The organism is Salinibacter sp. 10B (assembly GCF_002954405.1).
Classification (GTDB): domain Bacteria; phylum Bacteroidota; class Rhodothermia; order Rhodothermales; family Salinibacteraceae; genus Salinibacter.
Map to the genome: position 1 here is coordinate 2,426,284 of NZ_MQWC01000004.1, position 11,851 is coordinate 2,438,134.

At 62.6% G+C, this 11,851-nt stretch carries 6 protein-coding genes; 5 read left to right on the forward strand and 1 reads right to left on the reverse strand.

Going from position 1 to position 11,851, the window contains the following annotated elements; all coding sequences use genetic code 11:
* The first annotated feature begins 96 nt into the window (after positions 1-96).
* A complete protein-coding gene (locus BSZ35_RS10070) occupies positions 97-729 on the forward strand; it encodes a trimeric intracellular cation channel family protein (protein WP_105012308.1) in 633 nt (210 codons plus the stop codon).
* 140 nt (positions 730-869) lie between these two features.
* The gene (locus BSZ35_RS10075; protein ID WP_105012309.1) at positions 870-1,661 is read left to right on the forward strand and encodes a hypothetical protein; all 792 of its coding nucleotides are present in this window, start codon (positions 870-872) and stop codon (positions 1,659-1,661) included.
* Positions 1,662-1,684: 23 nt separating this feature from the next.
* Here the strand turns inward: BSZ35_RS10075 and BSZ35_RS10080 are convergent, their stop codons facing one another.
* Positions 1,685-2,737 (reverse strand): fructose-bisphosphatase class II, encoded by a 1,053-nt coding sequence (locus BSZ35_RS10080; protein WP_105012310.1) that lies wholly within the window; start codon positions 2,735-2,737, stop codon positions 1,685-1,687.
* Between the two features lie 349 nt (positions 2,738-3,086).
* Between BSZ35_RS10080 and BSZ35_RS10085 the strand changes: the two genes are divergently transcribed.
* From BSZ35_RS10085 to BSZ35_RS10095, 3 genes are all read left to right on the forward strand, one after another.
* The gene (locus tag BSZ35_RS10085; protein WP_181149278.1) at positions 3,087-7,304 is read left to right on the forward strand and encodes a PAS domain S-box protein; all 4,218 of its coding nucleotides are present in this window, start codon (positions 3,087-3,089) and stop codon (positions 7,302-7,304) included.
* A 456-nt stretch (positions 7,305-7,760) separates the two neighbouring features.
* On the forward strand, positions 7,761-8,405 hold the full coding sequence (locus BSZ35_RS10090) for a response regulator transcription factor (RefSeq protein ID WP_105012312.1): 645 nt from the start codon (positions 7,761-7,763) through the stop codon (positions 8,403-8,405).
* An 82-nt stretch (positions 8,406-8,487) separates the two neighbouring features.
* Complete coding sequence (locus tag BSZ35_RS10095; protein ID WP_181149279.1) at positions 8,488-11,625, forward strand: PAS domain S-box protein; 3,138 nt, start codon at positions 8,488-8,490, stop codon at positions 11,623-11,625.
* Positions 11,626-11,851: the final 226 nt, after the last annotated feature.

Below are 11,851 nucleotides of genomic sequence, written 5' to 3' on the forward strand. Positions count from 1 at the left end.
TTCCGCGCACCGAAGAGTATTGAGCATCTGCCGAGCGCTTTAGACCACACTGCCTCGCCGCTCGTTTCACGTGACTCCTGAGCCCCACTGCGCCCGATGTCTCCCTCGCCCGAATTCGTGCTCTACGTGCTCGACCTGTTCGGCACGGCCGTGTTTGCCGTCTCGGGCGCGCTTGCGGCCGGACGGCGGCACATGGATCTGTTCGGGGCCCTCGTCATTGCGGCCGTCACGGCGATCGGCGGCGGCACGGTGCGCGATCTCATTCTGGACCGCCATCCGGTGTTCTGGATCCGCGACCTGCGCTACCTCGCGGTCATTGCGGGGGCCGGCGGACTTACGTTCGCCTATACCTCTGTCTTCCGCCCGCCTCGTCAGTCACTGGAAGCAGCCGACGCCTTCGGGCTCGCAGTGTTCTCGGTCGTGGGGGCCCGCGTGGCCCTCGACGCCGGAACGCCCCTCGTGATTGTCGTCCTCATGAGCGCCATCACGGCAACCGTGGGCGGAATGGTGCGAGACGTGCTCTGTGGCGAGACGCCCCTCATCCTGCAGGAAGAGATCTATGCAACGGCTGCCCTCGGGGGAGGCGCCCTCTACCTGGGCCTTCGGGCCTCTGCCTTGCCGGACGCAGCGGTGATGGCCCTCACAATCACAGCGGTCGCGGGCGTGCGCCTGGCAGCACTGCAGTGGAAACTGCACTTGCCGTCCTTTCGGATCGACGAAGTGCAATAACCCCCCCGAACCACGTCTCTCCCTGATCACCCGGCCCCGCAACGAGCCCCCGCCCTGCGACTGTTCGGCAGTGTTTGGGTTGCAGACGAGGGATTCGTATGCTGTAGGAGCACCCCTTTCGTGTACGCCCCCTCGTGCCTATGCAGCGTGCTGCCGCCTCTTCGACTGGTCTTCTCCTCTGCCTCGTGCTCGCAGTTCTCGGAGGGGCCTGCGACTCCACGAATGCCCTTTCGGGGTCGGCGCGTGTGGACATCGGCTTTACCGCTGCGCCCCTGTCTCGCCCCGTCTCCGACGCGGCCTCCGCCAAGTCGTCCCACGTCCCGCTGCAGATGGAGGGGCCAAACGGAACGCTCACAATCAACAAGATCCGACTGATCGTCGATGGGGTGCAGCTGAAGGGCTCTGGCAATGCAACCGACGTCGATGTCGATTCGGCCTTTGTCTCTCTTCCCCTGGACTCGACCACCATCGAGCCGGTGGCCTCCGGCACGGTTCCCGTGGGCACCTACGAGACGCTCACGCTCACGATCGAGAATGCCGACCTGGAAGATGAGACACGTGAGGAGAAACTCCGCACCGAAATTGACGAGGCCTTCCCCAACTGGCCGGACGAGGCCAGTATGGTCGTCACCGGCACCTTCAGCCACACAGGAGAGGACACGACTCAGGAGTTTGCCACCTACTTCACGGCCGAGACCAAGGTCACCCAGGAAATGAGAACGGCACTGGACGTGTCCGGAGCAGACGTCATCCGCGGCCTGAACGTCCGAGTGGACCCGAGCCGATGGTTCGCAAAGCCGGACGGGTCGCTCTGGAACCTCTCGGAGTACGATTACGCCCGAACCGGGGCCGTGATCGACTTCGAGGACGAATTCGAAGACGGAGTGGCCTCGATTGAGATCGACGACCGAACACTCGGAGGCGGCTCGTAAGAAACGGGGCGCGAGGACGCCCCCTATCCCGCCTCCCCCACAGTAATGGTCCGGCGCTGGGGATCTTTGCCCGAGACAAGTAGAAGCGTATCGGCGCGGAGGCGCCCGTCCTTCTCGTGGAGGCCCGGGAGGAGCGGCCCGTCAGTCACGCCGGTGAGCGCCATCGCGACCGTTTGGGCATCCACCAGTTCCCCGGCGGTAAACGTTCGATCAAGCACCTCCGGCAGGGCCGGATTCTCAACGAGACGGCGGCGCTCCGCTTCGGATTGGGGGGCCACCCGCACCCGCATCGCTCCCCCAAGGGCCCGCTGCGCCAGGGCCGCAAGCATGCCTTCCGGAGCGCCCCCGATGCCCCAAAGCAGATCAACGGGACCGCGGGGCTGAGCCGTGGGCTTTCCTTGGACTCGTGTCGTCGCGCGGACGCGAGTGTCGTCGGCCGCGGAGAGCCCCGACCGTGGACAAAGGGCCTGAATCGCAAAGCTGAGATCCCCCTCGGCAAAGAGATGCACCTGTGCCCCCGCAGCCCGGAGGGCCTTCACCAGATCCGTGTGGCGCGGCCGCTCCTGCACAGCCACCCGCACCCCAGACGGCGCAACGTTCAGTGTATCGGCAACGCCCTCAATCACCTCCGCCGGATCGGCCGTCAACGTCAGCGCCTCGTCCGCCGCCGGCGGGCCGATGAGCTTCTCTGCGTAGAAGGCCCGCCCCAACGGAAGCAGGGTTTGGGCCGGTGCGAACCCCATCACCGACAGGGCGCCTGGCTCATCTCGGGCCGCGAGCGACGTCCCTTCGAGCGGATCGACGGCAATGTCAAGGCCGCCGTCCTCTACACGCTCCCGGCGCTCCCCGATCTGCGTCCCCGGCGCCAGGTACGGCGCATCATCCTTTTCGCCCTCGCCAATCACAACGGTGCCTCGAAGCCCACACCGGGCGGCCTGAGTGCGGAGGGCCTCCACCGCCGCGGCGTCGGCCGCCTCCTTGTCGCCCTCCCCGATCCACGGTTCAACGGCCCGGGCGGCGGCCTCGGTCAAACGACAGGCCGTCTGGCCCCAGTCGGAAAGAAAAGAGGATCCCATAGGAAAAGAAGAGGAGTTTGCAAGGCACAACTCAGGCACGTCCCCCACCGGATCCCGATGCCAAAGCCTTCTTGGGACGCGGTGCCAGTATTATGGACGACCATATCCGTTCCCGTAGCGATGCGTTTTTTTTTGAGGATGCCTCCCCGATCATGTCCTTCTCTGTCCGGGAAACCGCGTCTCTCGAGAATATCCATTTTCACACCGCTTCGCCTTCATTCTCCCCCCTCTATTTTTATCTATAACTTCAAGCAACCTTCCAATTAGGAATCGGCGCGCTTTTTGACTCAACTCTCTTTCTACGCAGAGACGGCATCCGCGCCTCCCGTTCGAAAATGCCTCGATGCCCATGCCCCAGCCGCACGACTCTGAGAGGAGCCATCCCGGTGTCTTTTTTTCGGTAGACGCTCTTCCCGAGGCGTTCAACACAAATGGCGAGAACGACACTCCCGGTGCCCGCCTCCAGTCCCTTCTCTCCGGATCGTCCTCTCCCTCTTCCGACGCGCTCTCGTCCATCCTGGAGATCGGGCTCGACTGGCTCGGGGTGGAGCATGGCCACCTGGCCCAGATCGATTTGGGCTCCAATCGGCACACCATCACGACCGTCGCCGGCACGCCCTCAACCGTTTCACAGGGCGACCGCCTCCCTCTTTCGGCCACGTACTGCCGGAAGGTCCTCGGGGAAAACGCCGTGCTTACGGTGAACGATGCGGAGGCCGCGGGATGGGCGGCGGATCCTGCGTACGAGACGTTTTCGTTTTCCACCTATCTGGGCGCAACGGTTGTGGCGGAGGGAGAGCTATACGGGGCCCTCTGCTTCGGCGACCGCCGTCCTCAGGACGTGCCCCTTCGGGAGGACGCCGCCGCTGTGGTTAAGGCCCTGGCCGACGCCGCCGGCGAAGTGTTGGCCCGCAGTGGCCCATCCAATCGGGCTCTGCCCCCCCAGAACCAGTTGGAGGCGTTGTTCGAGCATTCGCCCAATATGATCAACCTCCACGACGCGGCGGGCAACCTGATTGCCCCAAACCCGCGTCTCTGCGAAAAGACGGGATACGAGCCCGAGGAGCTCACGAACATGAAGGTGTGGGAACTCGACCAGGACGCCGATCCGGAGGAAGCACGCGCTGCTTGGGCTGAGATGGTCCCGGGCGACCGCCGCCGGTGGGAGGGGACCTTTCAGCGCACGGACGGCTCCACCTTTCCCGTCGAGGTCGACGTGCAATGCCTTGAAGTAGAGGAAGGCCCCCGGTTCGTCGCCACCAGTCGGGATATTTCCGAGCGCCGGGCGGCCCAAACGGCTCTGGAACAGCGCGAAGAGCTCCACCGCGAGACCCTCCGCAACATCACGGATGCGGTGTTTATCACCCGATCGGACGGGACCTTCACGTACGTCTGCCCGAATGTCGAGTACATCTTCAAGCAATCGCGGGAGGAGGTCGAAGCGCTCGGATCCATCTCCGCCCTTCTCGGCAGCGATCCGGCCGAGCAGCAGGACTTCGGCAAGACCCAAGAAGTTCAAAACATTGAACATCGGGTCGTGGACGCCGAGGGTACCGAGCACGACCTTCTCATCAACATCCGGCGCGTGTCGATCCAGGAGGGATGCCGGATGTATACGTGCCGGGACGTAACAGGGCGGAAAGACGCCGAACGGGAGCTCAAAAAGCAAAACGATCTGCTGTCCGAGATCCAGCATCTCGCCAACGTCGGCGGGTGGGAGTACGATGTGCAGACCGAAGAGCACACCTGGACGCAGGAGGTGTATCGCATCTACGGTCTCTCCGAAGATGTCGACCCCACGGTTGAAGGCGGCATCTCGTACTATCACCCCGAGGACCAGTCCACAATCCGGGCGGCGTTTACCCGTGCGGTGGAGGAGGGGGAGCCGTACGAACTGGAGTTGCGTCTCCTCCGGGAGGATGGGGAGCAGCGATGGGTTCGCACGCGCGGGATGCCGCAGGTTTCGGACGGGGAGGTGGTTCAGGTTCGCGGCAGCATTCAGGACATTACCGAACGAAAAACGGCCGAGCAGGATCTGCGTAACACGAAGCAACTGCTGGAGAAAACGTTTGAGAATCTGGGGGAGGTCGTCTTGATCGTCGACCCGCCGAACCGTCGGATTATTTCGTGCAATTCGGCGGTCGAGGATGTCTTTGGGTACAAGAAGGAGGAACTCATCGGGGAAAGCACCGAGAAGCTCCACAAGAGCCCGGAGGCCTACCAGCGCTTTGGGAAGATCGGAGAGCCCATCCTGGAGGAGGACGGCATCTTCCGACATGAATACCAGATGCGTCGGAAGAACGGAGAGATTATCGACACCGAACACGTGGTGACGCCGCTGGAGGACGAAAACTGGCCCGGCGGGGTGGTGAGCGTCATTCGGGACGTGACCGAGCAGAAGGAAACCCGGCGACAACTCCGCGAGGAGCGCGACCTGCTGGACCGCATCCTGGAAACTAGTCCGGCCGCCATCGCGGTCCTTAACACCGACGGGGCGTTCATCGAAGCCAGCGCACGGGCCGAGGACATTCTCGGGCTGACGAAGGAGAAGGTGACCGAGCGCACTTATGACGACCCGGAGTGGAATATCCGCCGGCCGGACGGCACCCCTATGCCGGAGGCGGAGCTTCCCTTTGCCCGGGTGATGGACACGGACGCGCCCGTCTACGACGTTGAACACAAGATCGAGTGGCCCGATGGGACCCAGCGGCTGTTGTCGGTCAGCGGCGCTCCGCTGCACTCGCCGGACGGCGACCTGGAGGGAGCCGTCTTCCACATGGACGACATTACGGAACGCCGAGCGGCCAAACGAAAGCTCCGGGAGGAGCGAGATCGATTTGCCACCCTCTTTCACAACCTGCCCACGCCGGTCGTGCACGGGCGCCGCGACGACGAGGACCGGATTCACATCCAGGCCGTGAACGAACGATTCGAGACCGTCTTTGGATACGAGGAGAGCGTCATTCGGTCGGAAGGCTGGCAGGACCTCCTTGTGCCAGACAGCGAGCAGGACGAGGCAGCATCCATTCGTCGCTCCCTATTGGAGGGGACTCCCGTACAACATGAGGTGCGCCGACAAACGGCCGGCGAGGTGCGGGACTTTCGGGTGCAGGTCGCCCTGCGCGAGACCGACGAACAACCGACCGAAGGGTTTGCAATTTACACCGACATTACCGAGCGCAAAAAGCAGCAGCGGCGCCGAGAGGAGGTCATCCGGCGCGTGACCGACGCTATTGTCGAGATCGACGCGGACTGGCGGTTTACCCTCCTTAACGACCAGGCCGAGGCCCTCTACGAAATGCCCGAGGAGGCCCTGCTCGGCAAGCGCTTCTGGGACATTTTTCCGGAGGCGATCGGGACGCGCTTCGAGGAGGTGTACCGGGGCGTGATGACCACCCGCGAGCCCGCCTCCATCGAAGAATACTATCCCGGACTCAACGGGTGGTTCAACATCCAGGTATACCCCAATCCTGACGGTGGCATTGCGTTCTATTTTCAGGACATCACCGAGCGCAAGAAGCAAAAACAACAGCTTATGCGCCGCAAGGCGCTCCTGGAAGCCCAGGCCCGTGCCACGATCGACGGCCTGCTCGTCATCGATCCGGATCGGCACGTCATGTTCTACAACGATCAATTCCTCAACCTCTGGGACATTCCGAAGGAGGTTGCGGACACGTCCCCCGACGAGCATCTTTCCGAGAGCACTCTTCTCAACAGCGCGGGTCACCTGCTCGCCAACCCGAAGGAGTTCCGCCGAAAAGTGGAGTACCTCTACAACCACCCGGACAAGGAAAGCCGAGACTTGATCCAATTGACCGACGGCCGCTGGTTCGATCGCTACAGTGCTCCGATCAGGAGTGACGACGGCACCCACTTCGGCCGCCTCTGGATCTTTCGGGACGTCACGGACCAGCGCCGGATGCTGGAGCGTCTGCTGGAGGTGCAGGAGGAAGAACGACGTCGTATCGACCAGGAAATCCACGACGAGATGGGGGGACTCCTCACCTCCCTTCAGTTCACGATCGACATTGCGCGCCGTGAGACGCAAGAACACGGCGCGCCTTCCACTCACTTCGACCAACTGGAAGAGCTGGTGAGCGACCTTTCAACAGTGTCCCGGACGATCTCTCGGAAGCTATATCCCAGCGACCTTTCGAATTCCGGCCTCGTAGAGGCCGTGTCTTCTCTAGTGAACAAGCTAAAGGAGAAACACGCCCTTGAAATCGATTTCTACAGCGAGTTTGCTCACGGCGAGCGCTTCTCCAAGATCATCGAGCGCACGGCCTTCTGGATCGCACAGGAGGTCCTGGTGACGATCGCCGGACACGACGCAACGGACGCGGCGCACGTGACCCTTACCAAAAGCGCCGACCAGCTTCACCTGCATATTTTCGATGACGGTGTTGAGGTCGGCTCCTCGCCCACGGGAGAGGCCCCCTTCGGCTTGGACAACATCCGTTCCCGTGTTGAGAGGCTCAACGGAGACATTGACATCGCTCCCATTCCCGACGAGGGAACCCGTATCTCCGTCACGCTTCCGGCCAAGCTTCCCTTTCCAGCCCAGTAATTGTTGAGTACCAAACGACTGTCCCAACGATCCCTCGCGGCGCGCGCCCTGCTTTCCGTTACGTGAGCGTGAAGACCCGTAGCTTCTGTAACCTCTGGGTAAACGGCTCTTCTATTCGGAAAAACCAGGAAAGGGATTCGTCTTCCTTATCCCAAAGGGGTAGGGATTGTGCTCATTGCTGTATCGACAACAAAAATAAAATAAAAGTAATACATCACATAAGTTGAGGGTACTGAAAGAGATTTCAGCCAGTGGGCGTTTGAGGGCTGCGCGGCGGAATACATCCCCTCCTGGCGCCTCACAGGGGACGGGATGTGCCCCCCTCCCCACTGATCGCAGCGTCCGGAGGTCGAGCATGGGGCTTCGCATTTCAGAAAGAGTATATTCGGACACAGCACGGACCAACCCGTCTCGTCGTCCTGATTTCGTTAGCGTCGCATCAATCGGCCAGGGGCTATGCTCATTTCATCACTCATCGCCGAAGACCATGACCTGACGCGACAGGGCATCCGGTCACTACTCGAGGACCGACTTGATGCTCGCGTGTGCGCGACGACCGGGAATGGGCTGGATGTTTTTTCCCTCCTTCAGGAGCATGAGCCCGACCTTCTCGTTCTCGACCTGGGCCTTCCCCACCTCAACGGCCTCGACGTTCTCCGTCAGATTCAGGAGAGTGCCCTTTCCGTACAGGTGGTGGTGCTGTCGATGCACGCAGAAGACATCTACGTGAGTCGGGCCTTCGAGCTGGGGGCAGCGGGATATGTGTTGAAGGGGGCCTCCCTGGACGAGATGGTACGCGCAGTCCGAACCGTCGTCGGCGGGAACCGATACCTCAGCGATGACCTGTCGGACGCGCTACTCAACGCCCCACAATCAACAAACGGAGACGCCGATGACCGATACCAAACCCTGACCGCCCGGGAACGCGAAGTGCTCCAGCTCACGGCGGAGGGATATACCAGTCAGGAAATCGGCGAGCACCTCCACATCAGCCCCCGAACGGCCGACAAACATCGGCAAAACATCAAAGCAAAGCTGGAGCTCAAGAATGTGGCTGAGATGACAGCCTATGCCCACCGGCGCGGACTTATCACGGGATAGCCCGTCGCCCCTCGTTCGCATTGATGAGCAGCCTTCCGCCCGGCTTGCGCTCCTGTTCTTTTGCATTGTTGCTCCTCTGTGCATGTCTACCGACCGCAAGGGCTCCGCTCCCGATTCCAACCTTCAGAATCCGGCCCGTGTGCGGGCTCTGCGCCGGTATGATGTGTTCGACTCTCCTCCGACCGAGGCCTTCGATCGCCTAACCGTCCTGGCGGCCGAATTTTTCGAGGTGGACGTTGCATTCGTATCGTTTGTCGACGCCGACCGACAATGGTTTGCGTCCACCGTGGGACTGGAGCAGCGCGAACGCCCGCTGGCGTCTTCCTTCTGCTCCCACACGATCGAAAACGAGGACCTTCTGATCATCACTGACGCGGCCGGAGACGAGCGGGTGTGCGACAGCCCGTTCGTCACGGAGATGGGGATCCGGTTTTACGCGGGCGCCCCGCTCACGACCCCTGATGGCCATGCCATCGGCACGTTCGGGATCATGAACTCGGACCGGCAGGCGCCATCGGACGCCTCCCTGCGCCGCCTCCTCTCCTTTGCCGAAATGGCGTTTGACGCGTTGAGCCTACGTCGAAAAACGCGAGAGCACCGGCAGGCGACCCGGCGCCTCGATGCCATTCTGGAGGACCCGGACGTACTCACGGGCGTGCTCGCCCCCGACGGCACCCTTTTGGAGGCAAACGCGACGTCCCTCAACTATATCCAAGAGAGCCGGGAGGACGTGATCGGGCAGCCATTCTGGGAAACGCCCTGGTGGTCGGATCGAATCGCCTCGGACGTGCAGAACTGGATTGAGCAGGCGGCCGGCGGGGAGTACGTCGAGTACAATGCGGATCTACTTGGGCCGGACGGCGCTCCGTACAGCGTGGAGGGCACAATCCGTCCGGTCGTGGAGGACGGCGCGGTCGTCTCGCTCATCGTTTCCGCCCGCGACGTCACCCAGCGCAAGCAGAGCGAGCGGAAGCTCCGCGAGAGCGAGGCGCGATACCGGGCGCTTGCGGAAAACTTTCCGAACGGCGCCGTGGGGGTGTACGACCGGGACCTCCGCTACACGCTGGTGGCCGGAACATCGATCGGGGACACCCTACCGTCGTCCTCCCGCCTTGAGGGCGCCCGGATGCCGGACGTCTTTCCGGACGCAACCGCCCAAGACCTGACGCCGCTCTTTCGTGCTGCGGTGGAGGAAGGAGAATCCGACAGCGTCGAGACCCACTTCGACGATCGCATCTGGCGGGTCTGGGCCACACCTCTGCGGGACGAGGAGGGATCGATCTTCGCCGGCCTGAGCTTTGCGCAGGACATCACCGAGCAGCGTCGTCGGGAGCAGACCTTGCGCCTTTTCCGACAGATCGTGGAGCAGGCGAAGGACGGCATTCTCGTGACCGAAGCCGCTCCCCTGGACGCCCCTGGCCCCCGCATCGAATACGTCAATCCGGCCTTCGAGGCCCTGTCCGGCTACGAGGCCGAGGAGATCCGTGGCCGGACGCCGCGCATCCTGCAGGGCCCCGAAACGGATCCGTCGGTGCTGGCCTCTCTTCGGGAGGCCCTGGAGGCCGGCGAGACCTGGGAGGGCGAAACGATCAACTACCGTAAGGACCAGACGCCGTACCGGCTCCGGTGGAGTATTTCCCCCATTCGGGGGCGAAACGGCGAAATCGAACACTGGCTCTCCGTCCAGCGGGACGTGACCGAGCTACGAGAGACGAAGAAAGCACTGAAACGCCAACGCAACCTTCTGAAGCAGGCCCAACGCCTGGCCGGGGCCTGGGAAATCGACCTCCGAACCGAACACGTCTCCTGGTCGGACAAGGTCTACGAAATCCACGAGGTCCCGCCCGGCACAGAGATTGGCATAGAAGAGGGAATTCAATTCTACACCGAGGAGGCCCGCCCCCGAATCCGTGAGGCCTTCGAGCGGTGCATCGAAAAGGGCATTCCCTACGACCTGGAACTGCCCCTCATCACAGCAAACGGCAACCGGCGATGGGTCCGCACGGTCGGCGCCCCGGCAGAGCGAGAAAACGGAACCGTCGTTAAGGTGGCTGGGGCATTTCAGAACATTACGGAGCGGAAAGAAACGGAGCAAGCGCTTCGCCAACAAAAAGAACGACTTCAGGATCTGGCCAACAGCGTCCCGGGCGTCATCGTCCAGTTTTATGCTCGCCCCGATGGCACGCGTGGCAACTACTTCGTGAGCGAGCACGCCCGCTCGATGCTCGGCATCTCTCCGGACCCAGACACCTTCTACGAGCGGGTTCTGGAGCGCATCCCCTCGTCGCACCAGGAGGAATTCCAGTCCTCGGTTGAGGAAGCCGTAACCGAACGAACACCCTGGCGCCACGAGATGCCGTTTGTGAAGCCCTCGGGCGAGAAGATCTGGCTCCTCGGCATCACAACGCCTCGCGAACGCGAAGAGGAGGTCGTCTTTAACGGCGTCTTGCTCGACATCACCGAGCGCAAGAAAGCCGAAGAGAAGCTCCGAGAGGCCAAGACAATGGCCGAAGAGGCCGCCCGGCTCAAGAGCGTCATGCTGGCCAATATGAGCCACGAGGTCCGGACGCCGCTCACCTCTATGATCGGGTTTTCCGGACTGCTAACGGATCGGCTGGAGGGTCACTCCGCCAAACTTGCGCGCCTCATTCACAAGAGCGGACAGCGCCTAAAAAATACGATCGAGGCAGCGCTTCAGCTCTCGCGGCTCGAAGCCGGCAGCTTCACCGTCGTCCGCGAGACCGTTCAACTCAACGCTGCGGCCCGCACGGCCGTCGACGAATTCAGTCCCCAGGCGCAGGAGCATGGCGTTGATGTACGGGTCGATCCCGCCGACGAGCCCGTGGAGGCTCACGCCGACGAGGTCGCCGTTCGGCGGATCGTGAGCAACCTCCTGGACAACGCAATCAAATTCACACCGGACGGCGGCCAGGTCACGGTTCGAACCCGGATTGACGGCCCTGAGCGCGTAGCGCTGATGGTTCAGGACACTGGGATCGGCATTTCCGAGGAGGCTCTCCCAACCATCTTCGAGGCCTTTACGCAGGAGTCAGAAGGGCTCACCCGCGAGTACGAAGGCGCAGGGCTCGGGCTCTCGATCGTTCAAAAGCTGGTGGACGCTCTTGGGGGCACCATCGAGGTCGAGACCCAAAAAGGAGAGGGAACGTGTTTCATTGTGCAGCTGCCCCGTGCCTACGACGCCTCCCCGCAGGAGTCGTAGACAGCGGCCGCGGGGATCGCAGCCCCGCCCCTCCTCCTGCCCTCTCTCCTTCGGCCGTCTCTGTCCCTCCATCGCCCTTCGCCAATCGTCCGATCGGGCGGCCAGTGCCGGACTGTCGCGTCCCGGCGTTGCCCCCCCGACCTGCTGACACGAACTCGCGTGCTCCGTTCGGGGTGGACGTTTGGACGAATGGATGTGGGGACGGATTTCACCTCCAAACGTCCAC